Source organism: Fimbriimonadaceae bacterium, assembly GCA_019638775.1.
Classification (GTDB): domain Bacteria; phylum Armatimonadota; class Fimbriimonadia; order Fimbriimonadales; family Fimbriimonadaceae; genus JAHBTD01.
In genome coordinates this window covers 642,602-662,523 of record JAHBTD010000001.1, presented here as the reverse complement: position 1 = coordinate 662,523, position 19,922 = coordinate 642,602, and the positions used below count along the sequence as shown (strand labels likewise).

16 protein-coding genes are annotated in these 19,922 nt (G+C 56.8%); 11 read left to right on the top strand and 5 right to left on the bottom strand.

The window, feature by feature from the left end; translation table 11 throughout:
- Positions 1-186: 186 nt before the first annotated feature.
- Positions 187-813 (top strand): ribonuclease HIII, encoded by a 627-nt coding sequence (rnhC, locus tag KF784_03065; protein MBX3118018.1) that lies wholly within the window; start codon positions 187-189, stop codon positions 811-813.
- 512 nt (positions 814-1,325) lie between these two features.
- Here rnhC and KF784_03060 read toward each other — a convergent pair.
- The gene (locus KF784_03060; protein MBX3118017.1) at positions 1,326-2,165 is read right to left on the bottom strand and encodes an HNH endonuclease; all 840 of its coding nucleotides are present in this window, start codon (positions 2,163-2,165) and stop codon (positions 1,326-1,328) included.
- Between the two features lie 5 nt (positions 2,166-2,170).
- On the bottom strand, positions 2,171-2,833 hold the full coding sequence (locus tag KF784_03055) for a ThuA domain-containing protein (protein ID MBX3118016.1): 663 nt from the start codon (positions 2,831-2,833) through the stop codon (positions 2,171-2,173).
- Positions 2,834-3,130: 297 nt separating this feature from the next.
- Between KF784_03055 and rpmH the strand changes: the two genes are divergently transcribed.
- From rpmH to KF784_03035, 4 genes are all read left to right on the top strand, one after another.
- On the top strand, positions 3,131-3,265 hold the full coding sequence (rpmH, locus tag KF784_03050) for a 50S ribosomal protein L34 (GenBank protein ID MBX3118015.1): 135 nt from the start codon (positions 3,131-3,133) through the stop codon (positions 3,263-3,265).
- Positions 3,266-3,590: 325 nt separating this feature from the next.
- Positions 3,591-3,800: a membrane protein insertion efficiency factor YidD gene (gene yidD, locus KF784_03045; GenBank protein ID MBX3118014.1), complete on the top strand. Its 210-nt coding sequence runs from the start codon at positions 3,591-3,593 to the stop codon at positions 3,798-3,800.
- A 163-nt stretch (positions 3,801-3,963) separates the two neighbouring features.
- Positions 3,964-5,283, top strand: a complete 1,320-nt coding sequence (locus KF784_03040) for a membrane protein insertase YidC (GenBank protein ID MBX3118013.1) — start codon at positions 3,964-3,966, stop codon at positions 5,281-5,283.
- A gap of 55 nt (positions 5,284-5,338) precedes the next feature.
- Positions 5,339-6,160, top strand: coding sequence for a KH domain-containing protein (locus KF784_03035; protein ID MBX3118012.1), 822 nt, complete (start codon positions 5,339-5,341; stop codon positions 6,158-6,160).
- Positions 6,161-6,302: 142 nt separating this feature from the next.
- On the opposite strand, the gene KF784_03030 is transcribed toward KF784_03035, so the two are convergent.
- Complete coding sequence (locus KF784_03030; protein ID MBX3118011.1) at positions 6,303-8,594, bottom strand: UvrD-helicase domain-containing protein; 2,292 nt, start codon at positions 8,592-8,594, stop codon at positions 6,303-6,305.
- On the bottom strand, positions 8,584-11,448 hold the full coding sequence (locus KF784_03025; GenBank protein ID MBX3118010.1) for a PD-(D/E)XK nuclease family protein: 2,865 nt from the start codon (positions 11,446-11,448) through the stop codon (positions 8,584-8,586). The genes KF784_03030 and KF784_03025 overlap by 11 nt, the downstream gene beginning before the upstream one ends.
- A 26-nt stretch (positions 11,449-11,474) precedes the next feature.
- On the opposite strand from KF784_03025, the gene KF784_03020 reads away from it, so the two are divergent.
- The gene (locus KF784_03020; GenBank protein MBX3118009.1) at positions 11,475-12,095 is read left to right on the top strand and encodes a hypothetical protein; all 621 of its coding nucleotides are present in this window, start codon (positions 11,475-11,477) and stop codon (positions 12,093-12,095) included.
- Positions 12,096-12,122: 27 nt separating this feature from the next.
- Here the strand turns inward: KF784_03020 and KF784_03015 are convergent, their stop codons facing one another.
- Positions 12,123-13,133, bottom strand: a complete 1,011-nt coding sequence (locus KF784_03015; GenBank protein ID MBX3118008.1) for an NAD-dependent epimerase — start codon at positions 13,131-13,133, stop codon at positions 12,123-12,125.
- Between the two features lie 86 nt (positions 13,134-13,219).
- Here KF784_03015 and KF784_03010 point away from each other — a divergent pair, with 86 nt between their 5' ends.
- The 5 genes from KF784_03010 to KF784_02990 all read left to right on the top strand — a co-directional run bounded on the left by KF784_03010 (position 13,220) and on the right by KF784_02990 (position 19,847).
- Entirely contained in the window at positions 13,220-14,467 is a 1,248-nt protein-coding gene (locus KF784_03010; GenBank protein ID MBX3118007.1) for a glycosyltransferase, read from the top strand.
- Positions 14,464-15,729, top strand: coding sequence for a glycosyltransferase family 4 protein (locus tag KF784_03005; GenBank protein ID MBX3118006.1), 1,266 nt, complete (start codon positions 14,464-14,466; stop codon positions 15,727-15,729). The genes KF784_03010 and KF784_03005 overlap by 4 nt, the downstream gene beginning before the upstream one ends.
- Positions 15,730-15,806: 77 nt before the next feature.
- A complete protein-coding gene (locus KF784_03000) occupies positions 15,807-17,891 on the top strand; it encodes a beta-galactosidase (GenBank protein MBX3118005.1) in 2,085 nt (694 codons plus the stop codon).
- Positions 17,892-18,102: 211 nt separating this feature from the next.
- A complete protein-coding gene (locus KF784_02995) occupies positions 18,103-19,200 on the top strand; it encodes an exosortase/archaeosortase family protein (protein ID MBX3118004.1) in 1,098 nt (365 codons plus the stop codon).
- The gene (locus KF784_02990; protein ID MBX3118003.1) at positions 19,188-19,847 is read left to right on the top strand and encodes an exosortase-associated EpsI family protein; all 660 of its coding nucleotides are present in this window, start codon (positions 19,188-19,190) and stop codon (positions 19,845-19,847) included. Before KF784_02995 ends, KF784_02990 begins: the two co-directional genes overlap by 13 nt.
- Positions 19,848-19,922: the final 75 nt, after the last annotated feature.

The window sequence follows — 19,922 nt, the reverse complement described above, 5'->3', positions numbered from 1 at the left end:
CAAGTGAGAGAGCGTCTGAGAACTAATTTACTAGGGGAGGGAATGCTTTCTCCGCCTTGCCACTCTCCCGTCAAGTGAGAGAGCGTCTGAGAACTAATTTACTAGGGGATTTCTGCGACGCCAACGACGCAGCGTTGCCCTCTCGCATGCCACGACTGCCTTTGCACCGGTACACTTCGCACCGGCATGGACGACGGGCATATCGGGGTTGATGAGAGCGGAAAGGGCGACTATTTTGGGCCGCTGGTGATTGCTGCCTGTTACGTTGGACCGGAGCATCTTGCCGAGCTTGATGGCGTGAAAGATTCTAAGAAGATCACGGACCCCGTGATTCTCAAACTTGCCGACACGATCAAGCGCACGTGCCCTTATGCGGTGGTGGCAATCGGTCCGGCAAAGTACAACGAGCTGTATGAGCGGATCCAGAATTTGAATCGGCTTTTGAGTTGGGGGCATGCTCAGGCGATCGAAAACGTTCTTGCCAAGCAGCCCGCCGAGTTGGCGATTTCTGATCGATTTGGCGATTCTTCCTATATCAAGTCGCTTTTGGCGAAGAAGGGGCTGAAGGTGCAACTGGAGTCGGTGGTCCGGGCAGAGTCGGATATTGCGGTTGCGGCGGCTTCAATTTTGGCCCGGGCGGAGTTTCTGCATCGGATGAGGCGGCTTGCCCAGGATTTTGGCACGGACATCCCCAAGGGGGCGTCGCAAGGTGTGATTGAGGCGGGGAAGCGGTTTGTGGCGAAGCACGGTCGGGATGCGCTGGGGAATGTGGCGAAGCTGCACTTTAAGACGACGCAGAGTGTTTTGGGGTGAGGATGGCGATCAGCTGGCGATCGGCTATCGGCGATCAGCTATCAGCTATCAGCGATCGGCTATCTTCTCCGACTTCGTCGGAATTGACCCTGACTCCGGTTCGCAGGGTGAGGGGAGACGGATTAATTTCTCGCAAAGGCGCAAAGTTGGGATGGCGATCAGCTATCGGCTATCGGCGATCTTCTCCGACTTCGTCGGCGCTGACCCTCTCCCCCTGCCCCCTCTCTCTCGCTTCGCAGGGCGAGGGGGTTCTGGGACCTCCCCACCCTAACCCTCCCCTCCATTTCGACTTCGTCAAGATGGAAGGGGGTATGCTTTTCTCCCACCCCTGCCACCCTCACCAATCCTTTCATTTCGACTTCGTCAAGATGGAGGGGAGGGAATGCTTTCTCCCACCCCTGCCCCTCCCTCATCAATCCTTCGGAGTTGACGAGGGAGGGGTTTTCTCATCAGTCCATGCTGCACTTTAAGACGACGCAGAGCGTTTTGGGGTGAGGGACTCAGTCAGGTGTCTAAGCATCTGACAATGAGTGCTCCTTAGCCGTGATTTTTTCTACTAACTTTGAATTGTATTCAGTGGCATCTTGACCGTAATGACAGCGCCTGTGACAGTTCGGACAAACTGCCGCTACTCCGTCTGGAACATCTGGTCCTCCATCAGCAAGGTTGCTAAGATGGTGTACTTCAAGGAAGGGATAGCCCTGTACGCTTGTGAATGGAGCAGGTTGGTTGCAGGCCTCACAGATGCCTGCAGCTCTTTCAAGTGCATATTGCCTTATGGCATTCTCTCTTTGAAAATAAGTCTGCATGCTTTGTCCAGTCTTGATGACTATGTTGGAGGACTCGTATGCAAGCTTGCGGAGCTCTCTCACAGTCATGTTCTGGGCAAGTTCGTCTTGCTTCTGAAGGGGTTCATCTATTGGCAGCAACTGAAATAGGATAGCCATCCTTGGCTTACCGTTCTTGTCGGGAATCTCTTCAATCGTGTTGCCCACGCAGATCATTTGCCCTAAGAACTGCCAATAGCCACCCTTGCGCTGATAGCGCTCGAACATGAGCAAGGCTCGCATTTCTCTTGCATGATCTCGGATGGACCTGTTCTCACTGTTCCATCGCATATCGCCTTCTGCCCCTTTCCCTGAGAAGTGGTAGGTGCCATCTTGGTCAAAGCGATCCCCGTAAAACTGATTCCCTGGCTCATGTGTGTGAAAAAGCAAAATAGCAGGCTCAATCTTTGACGGAACAATGCCAGTGTTTGGATTTCCTCCAAATCTTTTATGCAGGGAAGCTCTTTTGTAAATGCCTCCGACACTAAGTGGTCCCGATCGTGGGACGTCCAAAAAGCTTGCCATCTTCTCTATTTTGCGGCCCAGAGGAAGCCGCGACGCATGAGTTCGCGGGGGACTTCCGCTTCGAGGGTGTCGCAATGGTGTCCGAGAGCGTTGTAGAAGACTTTGCCTTCGCCGTACCACTTGGTCCAAACCTGGGGCATTTTGCATTTGTTTTTGACGTGGGGGCCGTCCACTCCCGGCAGAGGGAATTCCGTGTAAGCCAGCACGTTCACGCCGGGATCGACGTGGAGGTAGTACTGCTCGGAGACGACCTCGAAATCGGGCAGGCCGTCGGTGATTTCGTGGGGGTTGCTGCGGTCGATCTTCATCTCGTAGCGGACGCCATCGTTGCCGGGGTGGGCGACCCATTGTCCCCCAGTGAGAAATTGCCATTCGGTGGATTCACGGAAGGCGTCGCACATGCCGCCGTGGCATCCCGCCATACCGACGCCGTGGTCGCCGACGGCCTTGAGCACGGGCTGGACCTGCTCCCAGCTGATCTTCGACATGGTGACGATGGGGACGATCAGGCTCAGACGGTTGAGCTTTTCTTCGTCGAGGAAGGAGTCGAGCGTGGTCGAAACTTCGACCTCGAAACCCTCGTCCTTGAGGATCCCCTCAAAAAAATGAGCCACTTTTTCCGGCTCGTGTCCATCCCATCCGCCCCAAACGATCAGCGCCTTTTTCATCAGTGGGGGAGGATACCTTGGGGGGCGTTGGCAAGTGGTTGGCAAGTAGTTGGCAAGTTGTCGGCAGGTGGTTGGCAAGTGGTCGGCAGGTTGTCGGCAATTGGTTGGCAGGTGGTTGGCAAGTTGTCGGCAGGTAGTCGGCAATTGGTTGGCAGGTGGTTGGCAAGTTGTCGGCAAGTGGTCGGCAGGTAGTCGGCAAGTGGTTGGCAACGGACGAATCAAGTCCCGGCCCTAATGCACGTTCTTGCAAAGCGCGGTATAATCCCCTCTCGCAACTGCTATAGGTTTGGACCAGCCATGAAGCGCACATATCAACCCAACAACCGACACCGAAAGAAGACTCACGGCTTCCGAATCCGGATGAAGACGCACGACGGACAGAACCTTCTGCGTCGACGACGCTTGAAGGGTCGCGCCAAGATCGCCCACTAAGAAGAGGGGGAACCATCCTTCGCGGACTGACCAAGCACCGGTTCGATCAGATTTTTGAGAGCGGCAAACGCGTTTCTGGACGCTTTTGCCGCTTCATTGCGTTAGAAGGTGGGGGTCGTATTGGCGTTGCGACCGTGAAGGTGATCGGGAGCAAGCCACGGCGGAATTCAGTCAAGCGTAAAGTAAAGGAAGCACTGAGGGCCAATCAAGACGCGCTCAGGCCGGGGATCGACTTGATTGTCATCGGACTGGCGGCTGCTGACAAGGCCTCGCTGACTGAGGTGAGCGAGGAGATCGCAGGACTTTTGGTCCAATTGAATCGACGATGGGACGAAGTATCGGAGTCTTCTTAATTCGGCTTTATCAGCGCACGACCAAGTGGGTCCCGCCAACCTGCCGATACACCCCCTCGTGCTCTCAATACACCCTTGAAGCGGTTGAAAAATACGGGCTGTTTAAGGGGAGTTGGCTGGGTCTAAAGCGTATTTGTCGGTGTCATCCGTTTCGCCCAGGGGGCCACGACCCGGTACCATAGGAGAGTTGTCGGGTCCATATGAAGGGCAACGCCGATTTGGCGGGACACGTAACTGAATACCGATGGACCAACCGTCCGAACCGAACTGACCTGCGGACGGCAAAGCTAGCAAGGCGATACGATGAGTAAACCAGCTCCGCGTTCTAATTTTATACAAACCCTCTTGATTGCAGGCCTGATCTTCTTGGGCTTCCAAATGTTCATGAACCGGGAGCCGCAAGATACGCGGACTTCTGCCAAGATTCTCGAATCCATACGGTCTGAGAACTCAAAGATCAATGACCATTCAATCAACACGGAGTTAACCAAGCTCAATGCCGCCCTCTCTGAGGATGAGAAGAAGGCCGCCAACGAGAAGGACCCGGCGGCGCGGCGAATCCTTGAGGACACGATCCTTCGAAAGCGGGTTGAGGGGCAGTTGCTTGCGGCGGATGCGGCTTATAAAGCGGGTATTCAGCGCAACGATTTCAACCGTCTGAACACGGCTTATATCACCTTGCGCGGAACGCACAAGCAGTATTTGGGCAAGCCGATCTGGAAGGACCAGCAGTTTGAGATTCCTGCGACGCTCACCGGAAGCTTTCCGGCAAAGACCGTCACGGGCGAATCGTTTTACAACGAACTTGTCAATGAACTGACCAAGAGGTCTCAGAAAGACCTCGTTTGGGGTCTGGTCCCCGGTTATCAGCTCATCGACTATCTTGTGAATCTTACGGGCGCGGTGGCAGGTTTTAGCTATGCGTTCGCGGCGCTTTTGCTTGCGTTTGTTGTTCGTGCGCTCGTGTTTCCGTTGACTCAGAAGCAGTATCGCTGGGGCCGGCAAATGGCGCAGCTTCAGCCTTTGATGAAGGAGCTGAAGGCGCAGTATACGGACAAGAAGACTGGGCAGATCAAGGATATGCAGGAGTTCAACCAGCGGAGCATGGCGATGTACAAAGAGTACGGCCTGAATCCGATGGCGGGCTGTCTGCCGATGCTCATCCAGATGCCTTTCTTCTTGATGGTCTATCAGTGCATGGTTCACTACCGCTTTGAGTTCCAGAAGGGTACGTTCCTTTGGATCAATCCGGGCAATGCGGGCAGCACGTGGATCGCTCCGAACCTTGGTGAGACGGACTACCTTCTGATCGTCATCTACATGATTTCGATGGTCACCACGACGTTGATGACTCCGGTGTCGGACCCGTCCAACGCCAAGCAGCAGAAGATGATCGGCGTCGGTGTGGCTGTTTTGTTCTCGATCATGATGTTCTTTTATCCCCTTCCGTCGGCTTTTGTGCTGTACTGGGTATTCACGAACATTTTTGCAACGGCCCAGATGGTTTGGGTGTACCGTCAGCCGGTCGAGCCGCTTGTGAAGGTCAACGCTCCTGGTGGCGGTGTCTTTCCAACAGACCCAACCCCTAATGGAACGCCCAAGAACGGTCAGTCGGTCAAGACCGGCGTTCCGGTTCGGCACAAGCCCAAGTCGAAGAAGAAATAACCGGTCGAACTTGGACATAGAACGCAACAAAGAGTAAAGTTTCGGGAAGCAAATTATGGAATCGATTGAAGTCACCGCGGCAACGCTGGATGCAGCAACTGAACAAGCCGCAAAAGAACTCGGCGTGAAAGTCTCGGACCTGAAAGTGACCGTGCTCGAACAGAGCAAGGGCCTCTTTGGGAAGGGAACCGTCAAAATCAAGGCAGAATCTTCGGCGAGCGGCAAACCGGCCAAGGCAACCCGAGGCAAGAAGGCCGCAGCGAAGGAGGAAGCGCCTGCTCCCGAACCTGAAGAGGTTGTGGAGGAGAAGCCTGCTGCTAAGCCTGCACGAGGGCGAAAGGCTGCCCCGGCGAAGGAGGCGGCTGCTTCGGCAGAGCCTGCTACGGAGGAAGCCCCCGAGGAGAGGCCTGAAGTTGTCGCCACGGACGCAGATGCCAAGAAGATTCTCAAGCTTCTTTCTGGGATTCTCGATGGCGCGGACCTGCGTGTGACGCTTTCGGTGAAGGGCGTGACTGGGCGCTATGTTAACCTTGAGGTTGACGGTCCGGACACCGGGCACCTTGTGGGCAAGCACGGGGAAGTTCTCAACGCGCTTCAATACCTCGCCAACATCATCACCGCTCAGCAGTTGCAGAACGGCGTGCGTGTGACGGTTGACGGTGGGAACTACCGACAGCGACGAGAAGCCTCCCTGATTCAGCTTGCCGAGCGGATCGCAACAGAAGTGCGCAAGCGCAACGAAGAGGCCCTGCTGGATGCCCTGCCCGCCTTTGAGCGCAGGATCATCCACAAAGCGCTTTCGACGATGGAGGGCATCGTCACTTACAGCGAGGGCGAAGAGCCGAACCGTCGGGTAGTTATTGCTCCGGGGGAGTGAGAAGGGCGTAAGGATTGTAAGGATTGTAAGGGGTAAGGGTCGTAAAGGCCGTTAGGGATGAGCAGAGACGCTGCCCTTGCCTTCTCAATCCTTACCTTGTTTTTCTTTACAATCTATACCCCTTACGACCCTTACCTTCTCTCTACTCCTTTCTCACCCTTGCCCCGGACAGCGGTTCTCCGCTGAACCCAAGCAGCTCCGCAACTTTGCCGCCGTAACTGGTGGAGCGCAGGTCGGGGTGTAAGACCACGCAGAGTTTCTTTTTCGCGCGGGTCATCGCCACATAGAGCACCCTTAGCTTCTCCTCTTGCTCTTGGTCTTTGCGCCGCTCGCTGAGCCACTGGTGGTACACAGACGCCTTTTTCGTGAACTTAGAAGTGAGCATTCCGAGGCCACGATCGATCTCCAACTCCGACATGTTGCGGCGCATTGCTCGGTGCATGTCTGGGAGGACGACGATGGGAAATTCGAGCCCTTTTGATTTGTGTACCGTCATGATCGTCACGGCGTTTGCGTCCTCGTCGATCGCGGGGGCATCGCCTTCGCGATGCCGAATCTCCTGAATCTCTCGAATACGTTTGGCGTAATCGCCCGCGTTGAGCTCGGGATGGGCGGCAGCAAGTCGGAGAAGTTTGCGGACGTTGGCAAGGAGTTGGGAGGCGTTGCTGCGTTTGGCGAGGTTGGGGAGGTATGGGGAGTTGGCGAAGACTTTGCTTAGAACTTCCCACGCGGCAAGACGGTCGGCGTAGGCGGTTAAGGGCTTCCACCACGCCAAGAACTCGGCGATTCTTTCGGCATCCTCGCTCGACTGAGCTTCAAAGCTATGCAACTTATCTACGAGGGGAGTTTCTTGGGAGAGCAGCACGATGGAGTCGAGTGATAATCCGACAATCGGGCTGCGGAGGGTCGCGAGGAGGGCAAAGTTGTCTTGGGGGTCGGCGAGGCTGCACAGCACGTTCGCCAAATCTCGGACTTCCATGCGTGTGTAGAACATCTCTGACCCCCCGGCGATGCGAGCGGGGACGCCTGAGTCGATCAGCTTGGGAAGCAGTTCGGCGGCGTAGGAGTGGGCTTGGACGAGAACAGCGATCTCTTTGGGTTCGGCCCCCTCGCTGATTAGCTCGGCGATCCATCTTGCGGTGAGAGAGTGATCCTTGACGCGCTCGACCCAAAACTCCACACCGGAGAAATCGGGGGGTTCCTCGTCGAGGATGGAATCGACCGCCGGGCTCATCGCCAGATAGTCGGCCTGCCAAATCTGCCCGAAAAGATGGTCGACGAAGGCGAGAATGCCATGGTCGGAACGGTAGTTTTTGGAGAGCAGCTTTGTCGAGGATCGAGCAGACTTCTCCAAGAATAGGCGCACATCGGCCTGCCGGAAGCTATATATCGACTGCTGGGCATCGCCCACCATCATTTCGGTCTCGATTCCCAGCGCCCCAATCAGAGCGTACTGGAGCGGACTAAGGTCTTGCGCCTCATCCACCATCACCACCCGATATTGCCGACGCACCCGTTCGGCAACGGGGCCGCCCTCGGCGAGGAGGGCTACTGCTTTGGTCTCTAAGGACGTGAAGTCGAGCGCCTGCCTTCGAGCCATCTCCTCTTCAAGCGCCCGCCAAGCCCAGGCCGTCATAACGAGAATTCCGCAGACGTGCTCCAGACAGAGCCTGTCCGTTTCGTCCTGCCCGTCGGCGTCTAACCCGCGTAGATATTGGGGCATCCGCACCTTTGCTGCTTTGTGGGCGGCTTTGAGGGCATTGCCGAAGTCGGTGTCGGGGCTGTACGCTTCACGCACCTCGGGGGGCAGGTCTTCGAGCATACGCTCGCGTAGGGCACGCTCAAGGGCTTCGGGGGATGCTCCGAGCTCTTCGAGCCGGGCCACACCCCAACCTGTACCGCGCAACGCCAGGAGAGCCTCGCGAAGCACACCTTCGAGCTGGGAGTTGGGGGCAGACTCGCCGTATCGCCGCTTGCCTGCGAGGTACTGAATCAGTTGGAGGCTCAGGGGATTGTCGCCGTGCCGTTTGATCGCTTCCCAGATCGACTGCTGGACGATCCGCTGGGATTCGGTTTCGTCGAGGATGTCGAAATCGGGATCGAGCCCGGCATCGACGGAGCATTCGCGTAGCAGTCGTTCGCAGAAGCCGTGAATGGTTTGGATCGGTCCGGTTTCGGCGAGTTGGGCGGCGTCGAGGAGGTTGGATTGGCGAAGGGCGTCTACGATGCGTCGCTTCATCTCGGCAGCGGCCTTGCGCGTGAACGTGATGGTGAGAATTTGGCCCGGATCGAAACCATCTTCGACGACATGCCGCAGGTATCTCGCGACTAGGACGCGAGTCTTGCCCGCGCCGGCGGCAGCCCGCACGACGAAAGCGCTCTCTGAGGCTTCGACAACGCCAAGCTGTTCGGGTGAGAGTTCGCTATGACTCATCTAGGGCCACCTCCTCCTCGGCAAGTGCGAGCTGTTCGCCAAAGAGTTGGGAGCTTCGGCAGAGCTCGCCGAAGGCGCAGACTTTGCAATGATCTCCGGCGCATGGCATCACTGAGCCTCTATTCATGCCGTCGAGCGAGCGGGCAAGCAGCTCCTTCACTTCTTCGAAGAACTCCTTGCGATTGTCGATGGGGATGACTCTGAGCCCGGCATTCAGATCGGAAGGGATGTTGACATCGACCGGGCGCGGACACAGATAGAGCACCCTCCCGCCAGACGCCCCGTCAATCTGTGCCCCCACGAACGGGTGCCCGCCTGCGGTCATCGAGAGTAAGAGGAGACCAAGTTCGAGTCGGAAGGGGGCTTCGAGCTTCTCCAACTTATCGACGATGAGGCCACGGTTGGCTCCGTAGCGCAGGGCGATCCGGTAGTCGCCAAATTTGCCGATGCCGCTGACGTTGCCTCTGAGCTTCACGGCTTGCCCAGGAATGGGAAGGACATCGGGGAGCATGGGATCGCCAAACACTACGTTGGTTTGCAGGGAATCAGGAGTCAGCGGCCAGAGTTCTCTGGCTCGGAACTCACGCTCGATCCATTCGGGGATCATCCGCTTTCCAGTGGCGAGGGCGAGCTGGAGCTCCTCCCACGTCATCCGGCTGGAGAGCTTTTGGATTTCGAGATCGAGGGCGAGCGAAAGGGCGTCACGGGCTGCCGCTTCATTTGGGGTGAGCATCAGTCTTGCTTCGTGAGGGAGATGTCCAAGGCGGGCGTCCCCGTCGTCGGTTGGCTTGGCGATCCGAAGCCGTCGGTCGAAGGCGAACTGGAAGGAGCAAACGATGGATTCCCTCAGCTCGGAGAGGGTGTAGGCGGTGTCAGGCTCGGCCAGCACCATTTGGATGGCTTTTTCTTCCGTTAGCGCGGGTAGGGCGGGGGGTTGTCGCTCGCCGAGGAGGGCTTGTTGGAGAATCTGGTCAGCAACGGCAATGCACTCCTCGCCAGGAGGAGTGAAGAGGTTTCTTGGGAAGTCGGTCTGGGTGAGCGCCTGTCCAGCTACCCGTCGGACCTCTTCGAGATAGAACGCGGGGACGTTGTCCTTCTCCTCGTCGGTTTGTGGGTAGAGGAAGATCGCTCGCTGAGTGGGGATGGCGCAAAGGCGGAGGAAGTCTTCTCGCTCTCGGCGGGCGATGGCGTGGGAGTCGTCGAGCCCCTGCTCTGCCGGGAGCAGGGCATTGATCTGGGAGCGCTCGAAGTCGGAGAGGATAGGGTCTTCAGATCGGCGTTTGGGGAAGATGCCTTCGAGCATTCCGAGAATGATGAGGGTTTGGCATTCGCCTATCGACGAGGCGTCCTGGGTGATGCGGACTCCGGGGTTGGAGGGTTGGACGTGGACGACAGCAGTTGTCCATAACCGCTCGATGAACTGCACGAATTCCGGCCCGGTCATGCTGGCGGCGAACAGACCCGTTTCGCCGTCGAGCGCCCGAATCTGGAGTTCGCGCTTCAGGGATTCGGCGGCGGCAGCAAGCATCGCGGAGTCGCGTTCGCGGGTGGCTTCCTGGTTTTTGGTGGGGCTGACAATCTGTTCATCGCCGAGTCTTGCCAGCAGCCGTCGGATCAAGTCATCGACGGGATGGGCATCACGCGGATAGATCTCTTTGCCGAATTCGAGACTCCACTTGAGCCAACGCCCCGCGTTGGTTTCGGTGGGGGGAGCTTCCTCCCACTGCGGGACTTCGATGAGCTTGGCGAGCTCTTCGCGATCGCTAACCGTGAGCCCGGAGTACGTGGACTTCGCTACTCGGAGGAGATGCGGCGATGCACCGTGTTCGAGTGCGCGGAGGAGTTCGAGAACATAGGCGGCGATGCCAGTTTCGATCAACGCAGACTGCTGAGATAGGGCGACGGGGAGCTTGAGCCGGTTTGCGGCTGAGGCGACGAGCGGGCGGTAGTCGCGCAGTTGACGTGCATAGATGGCGATTGCGCTGGGGGGCTTGTCCTCGGCGAGCTCTTCGAGCGCCATGCGGACCGCCCATTCTGTCTCGGCGAGCGGATCGGCGGCGCTGGCGATTTGGATGCGAAGGTCGAGCTTCTCGGGCGTTGTGCTTTGAAAGAGGTGGCTTGCCAGGCTATTGACGGTTCCCCGGAATTCGGGCTCGACCTCGAAGGTTGAGGCGAACCGCTGAGCTCCCGCTGTAAGTTGGTTACGGCCGGGTAGGGCTTCAAGGACAACGGTTACTGAGGGGGCGACATTGGCGAGCCTGCGGATCAGTGCGGCGAGGCTGGGCTTGTAATCGCTCCCTGCCCAAAGCCAAATGTCTGGCTGCTCGCCAATGGATTTCAGGGACAGCACTCGGGAGAGCCGCTTCTCGACGGTTTCCAAGCCGAGCGCATGGAGCTTGTCATCGACGGTTTGCTGCAACTGCCCGACGGCGTAGAGTTTGTCGGCAAGATACTGGGGGAGTTGTGCGGCAAATTTGTTCATCTCCTCGGGGGTTAGCCGGGCCGATTCGAGTTCGGTGAGGACGCGGACTGCGCGACGGTGGAAGCCTGGGTATTGGGCTGAAGCGGCTAGACGGGAGTCGTCGGAGAACTCCTCACATGCGGAGGCGACGAGCGCTTGGACGAGTGCGTCGTCGGCGAGGGGAAAGACCCTTGCTTTGGCGTCGGCGAGGATAAGGCCGAGGAGTTCGGCAAGCCCAAGACGCTCGTCGTTTTCTCTCTCGGGTGTTGGTGGGAACCATTGCCCGTCCAGCGCAATGACGCGCCCGTGGGGGGCATCCCACTCACGCAGCGCTGCCCCAAGGTTCGACGCTGTTGGCGTCAGGGCTAGCCATCGCACCTGGGCTCTGCTCATGGGCCTCAACAGTGTATCATGCCGTTGTGGCTCAGAGGGTTTGGACGACACAGCGCAAGTTCATGGGAAACTTTCTACCGGCGCTGTTTAGCCTGCCGTTTGGCGTGCTTGGCTTTTTTGCTATGTTTCGGCAGGGCCAGTTGATTGGCTCTGGATTGCTTTGGTTTGCGCTTTGGCCCCTGTCGGCGATTGTGCTTGTCAACTTTTTGGGGCTTTTTCAAAATGGGCAGATGAGGCAGTTGCTCGCCAAGCGACTTTCCGCTCCGCTTGCCGAACCGAAAACGGCATCTTGGTTTGTGGGGTTTGCCCGACCTGCGTTTAAAGACCTGCTTGACCCTCATGAGGATGTCGGTTTTTTAGTTTTGCGGGATGACCGTATTGAGTTTTTGGGGGAGAGCATTCAGGTCGAAATCCAGAAAAGGCAGATTCACAAGATTTCGTTTCGCCCCAATGTTCACACCATCATTGGGCTGGGCGGGTGGCTTTCGGTGGATGGGACAGTCGATGGGACGAGAGTTCGGCTGCTTGTGGAGCCGCGCGAGAAGAAGACTCTGCTTGGAAACCTCCTGCTCAACCGCCGCATTCGGAAGAAGCTGAGAGCATGGCATTCGCCTTCGGCGGAGGGCGATGACAATCCAGAACAGTAGGCTCCTAGCGGCGCAAAGTGAAGTCCGTTACTTTGAGTAGAACTGGCGGTACCAAGCCACGAACTTTGGAATGCCGACCTCGATGGGAGTCGATGGTTCGAACCCGACATCCCATTGCAAGCCCGAGATGTCGGCGGCGGTGGCGGGGACATCCCCCGGCTGCATGGGCAGCATGTTCATTTCGGCTTTTCTGCCAAGGGCGGTTTCAAGAACCTGGATGAACTTTAGGAGCTCGGTGGGCCGGTTGTTGCCGATGTTGTAGATTCGGTAGGGGGCCTTTCCGCTTCCGGGGTCTGGGTTTGATGAATCCCATTCGGGGTTGGGCTCGGCGGGTTTGCGCATCACGCGGACGACGCCTTCGGCGATGTCGTCGATGAAGGTGAAGTCGCGCTGCATTTTTCCGTTGTTGTAGACGTCGATGGGCTTGCCTTCGAGGATGGCTTTTGTGAAGAGGAAGGCGGCCATGTCTGGCCTGCCCCACGGGCCATAGACCGTGAAGAACCGCAGTCCGGTGGTGGGGAGGGCGAAGAGATGGCTGTAGGTGTGGGCCATCAGCTCGTTGCTCTTCTTAGTGGCGGCGTAGAGGCTGATGGGGTGATCCACGTTGTCGTGGACAGAGAAGGGGTATTTGGTGTTTGCACCGTAGACCGAACTGCTCGACGCATAGACGAGGTGTTTTACTTCGTGCTGTCGGCAAGCCTCCAACAAGTTCACGAACCCGACGAGGTTAGATTGAGCGTAGGCGTGGGGGTTCTGGAGAGAGTAGCGGACTCCGGCTTGGGCGGCAAGATTGATGACGGCTTCGATTTTGTGATCGCGGATGAGACTGTCCAACAGGCCGGGGTCTTCTAGGCCACCGCGAACGCTGATGAAATTCTCCGATCCTTCGAGGATGGCACTGCGGGCTTCCTTGAGCGTGGGGTCGTAGTAGTCGTTGAAGTTATCGAGGCCGACGACACGGCAGCCCTCGTGGAGCAGGCGTTTGGCGACGTGGAAGCCGATAAATCCGGCGGAACCGGTGACGAGGATGTTCTGCATGATTTATGCCCGGCTTCATTATGGGTGATCGGATGGGGGCATTGCGGCACTGCAGATCGTCCGTGATTCAAGTATCATCGTGCCGGATGGGTGCCGCCTCACAGCTTGCAAAACTGACGAACGTGGTCATTGCCGCAGACTATGCCTACGTCGCCGGTGGGGCGGAGAAAGTGGCGATCCAGTCGGCGGTTGGGCTTGCCGACTCGGGCTTAAGGGTGGTCTTCCTGGCGGCGATTGGCCCTGTGTGTGAGGAGCTTCGTGCTCACCCAGGCATTACGGTTCATTGCCTAAATCAGTCGAAGGTGGGGGACTCGTCGTCGAAGGTCAAGGCGACGATGGCGATGATCAAAAATCCGGCTGCGTCGTCGATGATGCGCTCGATTCTCGATGGCCTTAGCCCCCAGGAGACGGTCGTTCACTTTCATTCGTTTATGGGTGGACTCAGCGCTTCGCCAGTGCTCGCGGCTCGCGATGGTGGGTTCAAGGTGTTCTATACGGTCCACGACTATGGGTTGGCCTGTCCGCAGCAGTCGTTTTTCGATCACGACAAAATGGGGATATGCCAGTTGAAACCGCTGTCTTTGGCATGCTGCACGCGGCCTTGCACGGGTCGGGGGTTGGCGTTTAAGGGAGCGGTGACTCTACGCGCGATGGCGAATCGCCGTCGGCACGTTGCGGATGCGTTTAGCGCCTACGCCTTTGTGTCTGACTTTTCGGGAGACATTATCCGGCCGTATCTTGCGAAGCGTCCGATGCGGTGGGTGCCTAATCCGATCGATGTGCAAGATCGAGGGGTCCGGGAATTACAGCCTGATGCGCCTTATTTGTTTGTTGGGCGATTGACGATGGAGAAGGACCCACGAACTTTCCTTGAGGCTTGTCGGTTCGTGGGGGTTGGGGCTAGGGTTGTGGGGGATGGGCCGCTCAAGGAATCATTGGTTCGTGAGTTTCCTAAGGCTGAATTTATGCCTTGGATGTCTTCGGCTGAAGTCACGGAGACGATGCGCCGGTCGCGGGCGCTTGTGTTTCCTTCGATTTGGTATGAGGCGAGCCCGCTGGTGTCGTATGAAGCGGCGGCGAACGGATTGCCGGTGATTTCGGCGGACGCGAATGCTTCGCGAGAAACGGTGGAAACCCTGGGCTGTGGGCTGGTGTTTCGGGCGGGCGATGCCGAGGATTTGGCTTCGAAATTGCGGGTGTTTGAGGATGATGCGGTTTGTGAGGGATATGGAAAGCAGGGTTACGAGACGTATTGGAAGCAGCCGATGACATTGACGGCTCACGTGGATGCGCTGCTGGTTTACTATCGCGACGTAATGGGGGGCACGGCTTGAGCAAGCCCTTGAGGATTGCCATTCTCACCCAGCTCTATCCGCCTGACCCGGCGGGTGGTTTGGAGGAGAATGCGAAGAAACTTGCGCAAGAGTTTGCTTTGCGAGGGCATGAGGTGGCGGTCTTCACGGCTCAGACGGGGGCGGAGATTCCTGAATGGACGCCGCGGACGCCAAAGATTTTTCGAGTTTTGAAGCCGATAGATATCGTCACTCCGGCGGATACGGGCGATAAGAAAAGAATTCTCTTTAAGGTGCTTCAAGAACGAAAGACGATTCTTGACAACATTGCGGCCGTTCGGGCGGTTTTGACTGCTCAATCGTTCGATGTCGTTTATTGCTTTGGCGTGAGCCTGATTGGGCCGGGGACGACGCTTGGATTTTCTGAGAGCGGGATTCCGGTGTTTTGGCATCAGGGGGGGCCTTACTTGCAGGCTCGGTTTTTGCCTCCGGCGGACGAGTCGAAGTTGATGAGGCTTCGGCGCAGGCTGCTTCGGTTTGAGGAGAAGAGCGATTTTCGGCATTTGTGCTTTGTCAGTCGTTTTTTGATGGGGCTTTGCGAGGAGTCGGGCTTTGTTGAGAAGTTTGGAGCGGGCACGAAGACGATGGAGGTCATCCCGCGCGGGATCGAATTCCCTTTGCGAAAGGACACAGATCGCAAACGGGCGGAGGTTTTTCGTTTTGTTTCGGCGGGTCGGATCATTCCCGACAAGGGATATCACAACATCGTCGAAGCTCTTGCCAAGACCTTTGCGGCGCATCCGGAGTTTGATTGGGAGTTATGGATGGTGGGCGAGCCAGATGCCGCCGATATGCGGGATGCTTCGGAGGCCTCCTACATGGACAAGCTGCAGCGCATCGCCGATGAAGGCGGAATTGCCGACAGAGTCAAGTTTGTGGGGCGCAGGACGAGGGATGAGCTTCTTGACATTGTGACGGGGGCGCATTGCTTTATCAGCGCATCGGTTTGTGGGGAGCCTTTCGCCAATACGATCATTGAGACACTGGGATGTGGGACTCCATTGATCGTGAGCGATGACGGATCGTCGCAGGAGGTCGTGACGCACATGTCTTCGGCGTGGGTCTATCCGCGACACGATGTGGATGCCCTGACGCATGCAATATTGGCGACCTTGCAGGATTACACAGCAGCGCTTGGGCGGGCAGACGAAGCGTTGCGGGTGATCGAAAGCCGGTTTACGATGTCGGCAATTGTCGATAGGACTGAAGGTGTACTTCACTCTGTCGTAAATTGCGGAGATTAGGTTCCCCAGGTAATGCTCGGGGGAAGACAGGCAGTTGTACTGGGGGTCTGTTTTTGCCGGTGTGGAATCGGTCAAACATGCGTGCAAAGACTCTTTGCTTATTACTGCCCTTCTTGGTGACGAGCGCATTCGCGATGGACGTCAGTCCTCTCGTCACTCAGTCGGCAGATCAATTTTCCCTTGGGCTACCAAACAGTTCCGTTTCCAGCGCGGGAGCAGCCGTGAATCATGTGCTTCGCGATGGCAACCTGAACGCCGACGTTCAGATGACCGGCATTTGGGCGCGATATGGACGACTCTTTTCTGCGGCTCAGGACTGGACTCAGTACTCGCACATCGCGGTGACGGTGAAAAACAATGGCGTAAGCACCGCACGGATGCGCTTTGAGTACTCGAACTCGGCTGACTTTACGGTGAACTCGGCTAAGGCAGGTCATCGCTTTGAATTGTCGCCTGGTCAAACCCAAACGGTGGTTATGGAGCTGAAAGCGGGTCCGAACTTGACCCACAACATGCTCAGTCTGCCGAGCCCGCTGACCTCGCCTCACATTCGCCTGTGGTCGGACAAGGATGTTTCGCGAACTCAGATTTACTCGTGGAGCCTGTATCTTGCTGAGAATACGACGGCGAACGTCACGATTTCCGATGCGATGCTCTTTAAGGTTTCGCAGACGTACACGAACATCTTTGATGAATTTGGGCAGCGTGCGCAGGGGGATTGGAATGGCAAGGTTTATGGCACGGGCGATCTGTTGACGCAGAAGTCAACGGAGGATACCGATTTGGCTCTCAATCCTGGCGGCGATCCGCTGGCGGTTCCGGGCAACCTGCCGACGTTCTCGGCTACGGGCAAATGGCGAGTGGAGAAGCTTCCCTCGGGCAAGTGGTACTTTGTTCAGCCCAACGGCAAGCTGTTCTGGAGCTACGGAATCACGACGGTTGACTACTCGGAAGCTACACCGATCGCGGGCCGTGAGACGATGTTTAGCGTTCTGCCTTCGCAGTCCGGCTCGGCTTTGGAGCACTACTCGCAGATGCAACTGAAGTCTGGACAGGTTGTTTCGGGCTTCAACTTCCGCTCGCAGAATTTGGCGGCGAAGTATGGCCCCTCTTGGAAGACGACTTTTGTATCGCGTTCGGACGCTCGAATCCGTTCGTGGGGCTTCAATACGATTTCGGCTTGGTCGAACGACAGTCTGATGCAGACGACGGCGACTCCGTATATCTTGCACCTACAAACCAATGGATTCGGCACGAGGCTGGATACGCGGTTCTACGCTTGGCGCAAGCTGCCCGATCCCTTCGACACGACGTTCCAAACTTGGATGCAGAACGATTTTGCGGCGAAGGTGAACCTGCACAAGAATCGCAGCAACCTTTTGGGCATCACCGTCGATGGCGAGCAATCCTGGCGCGGCAACTCGATGGATGCTGAATCTCGCTACCAGATCGCCGAGGGCGCGATCAATGCGCCGATGTCACAGCCAGCAAAGCAGCGCTTTATGGCGATTCTGCAGACGAAGTATCGAACCATCTCTCGCTTCAATGCGGCTTGGGGAACGAACTTTGCGTCTTGGAATCAGCTTCAGGCATCGAACTCGGTACCGAACATGCCGTACTCACGACGCTCGGCTCTGACGGACATCTCGGCTTTCATCACGCAGTATTCGGCAGCGTACTACTCGAAGGTTCGGGCGGCTCTTCAGGCGCTGGGTTACACCGGTCTGTATCTTGGGTCGCGGGACAACTTCTATACGCCGGAGGCGATCAGTGGGGCGAACGCTTACCTTGACGCTTTCACGGTGAACTACTACGAGCGATCCGAGCTTGCCGACTTCTCGTTTGCTGGATTTAAGCGTCCGGTGGTGTTGGCGGAGTTTAACTACGGTACATGCAGCGATGGCAACTGGTGGGGAATCGTCCCGGCGATGGACCAGACGGACCGAGGCGAGCTTTTCAAGGCTTATATCGCGAAGGCAGCAGCCTCTCCGATGGTTGTGGGCGCACACTGGTTCCAATACTACGACGAGCATGCTTCGGGCAGATTTGACGGAGAGAACTACAACACGGGCTTCCTGTCGATCACGGACACACCGTACCAAGAGATGGTGACGGCGAGTCGAGTGAATCGGCAAGCGATCTATACCGTACGCGGCCAATGACGGCACGCTTGAAACATCCTGAAGTGGGGCCGCAATCGCGGCCCCACTTTTCTTTGTGTTCTTACGTTCGGGATGGGGAACGGGTTTGCAGCGTGAGGCGTTGTAGAGGATTGTTCGGGCAGCGTCAAGATGCGTGGGGCCAATCGTTCGATTGGTATGATGATTGCAGTTACCGATCTTTACATGGTTTTACGAATGGAGGCACTGATCAATGGGTGAGCAGTCTGCCGTGGACACAGTCGCGGATGAGATGGCCGTTAAGTCGGCAAATGTTGTGGTGGGCACGAAGGCTCGGCATGAGCAGTTTGGCGTCGGCTCCATCACGGAGTTGCCGACCGAGCAGGATGCCAACACCTATCTTGTCAACTTTGGCGGGGATGTTGGGATTCAACGCGTAGCGGAGAGCGAACTCAAGCTTGAAGCTGATGGCGCGGCGGATGAAGATGCGAAGATGGACTACGCCGAACTGGCGCGGAAGATCAGCCAATCGCCCGCGTTTGTTCCTGGCGTTTTGCTTGCGCTCGGCATTGGGGTGATGTTCTTCACCGTCATTCGGCGGCTGTATGGGCTTTGGACCAGTGAGGACGGCTACTATTCGCACGGCTTTTTGGTTCCGCTGATCTCGGGCTACGTCGTTTATCGATGGTGGCCGAAGCTAAAGACGATCCCGGTGAAGCCTTTCTATCCGGCTGCGGTGCTCTTGGTTGCTCTTGTGGCGGGCACTTTGGTTGCCAATTCGCTGACGATTATCGGCTTGCTGTCGCTGTTGCTGCTGCTCACGCTGGTGTGCAGCGTTTGGATGTTGGCGGGCTTTCGGTGGGCATTGTGGCTTTCGCCGCCTATTTTGTATTTGGCGTTTGGTTTGCCGCTGCTTTCTTCGATTATCACGAACTATACAAACCCGCTGCAGCTCGCTTCAACTTCGGTGGCGATTCAGCTTTTGAAGGTGTTTGGCCTGAATACTTTCCAGGTTCCTAACGAACCGACGACGGTATGGCTCGATAACTTCATGCTGGACATCGCAGTGCCGTGTTCGGGCTTGAAACTCGTTTTGGCGCTCATGGCGTTTACCGCGTTCTTTGTCATGATCGCTCGATTGAAGTGGTGGGCGAACCTGGTGATGGTCGCGATGATTTTGCCGTTGGCGGTGTTTATCAACGGCTTGAGAATTTCCTTGATTGGCGTTGTCGGCAACGCTTATGGATCGAAGGCGGGAATGCAGTTCCACGATTACAGCGGCTATATCACGCTGATCGTTTGCTTCCTGATCCTGTTCCAACTTGCAAGAGGTTTAGGATGGAAAAACTAAGAAAAAGCGCAGTTTGGCTAGGTGTGAGCTTTGTTATCGTTGGCTTGGCGATTCAGCTTGCTCCGAAGGCCGCGGCTACTCCGGGTCATACGGAGAGTTGGATGGAGTCGAGCCTTCCGAAACAGATTGGCAAGTTCACGATGGTGTACAGCGATGGAGGCACAGAACAGACCTATAAGATGCCTGAGTCGACGTACAACGAGCTCGTTCCGTACGGCATTGTTTGCCGGGTGTATCGAGCGGGCGAGGATGTGATCGATGTTGTTGTGATTTCGAGCAACAAGAAGGAGTCTTTCCACGACCCGAAGGTGTGCTTTACAGCCCAGGGTTGGACTTTTGGGACGTTGAACGAAGAGCCGATTAAGACCAGCAAGGGCGACATTCGGGCGACGGTTGCGTCGATGAGCAATCAGGACGGCCGAACGAGTCAGACGATCTTTTTCTACAAGGACGCCGACAACTATTATGCGGCTCCACAGGGCATGACCTTTAACATGCTCAAGCGTCGATTGTTGTTTAAACCCAACTCCGACGGCGTGTTTTACAGGTTCATCGGAGTGTCCCCCTCGGTTACAAAAGAGAAGCTTCAGGCATTTATTTCCGACTATTTAGCTGAGAGCGAACGAACGAGCGACGGAAAGCTTTAAACCAGAAGCCTTGTCGAGAGTTCGTCGAACTCGCACCAAGGTATGATTGTGAAGCGTCTATAGGTTCAATAGGCA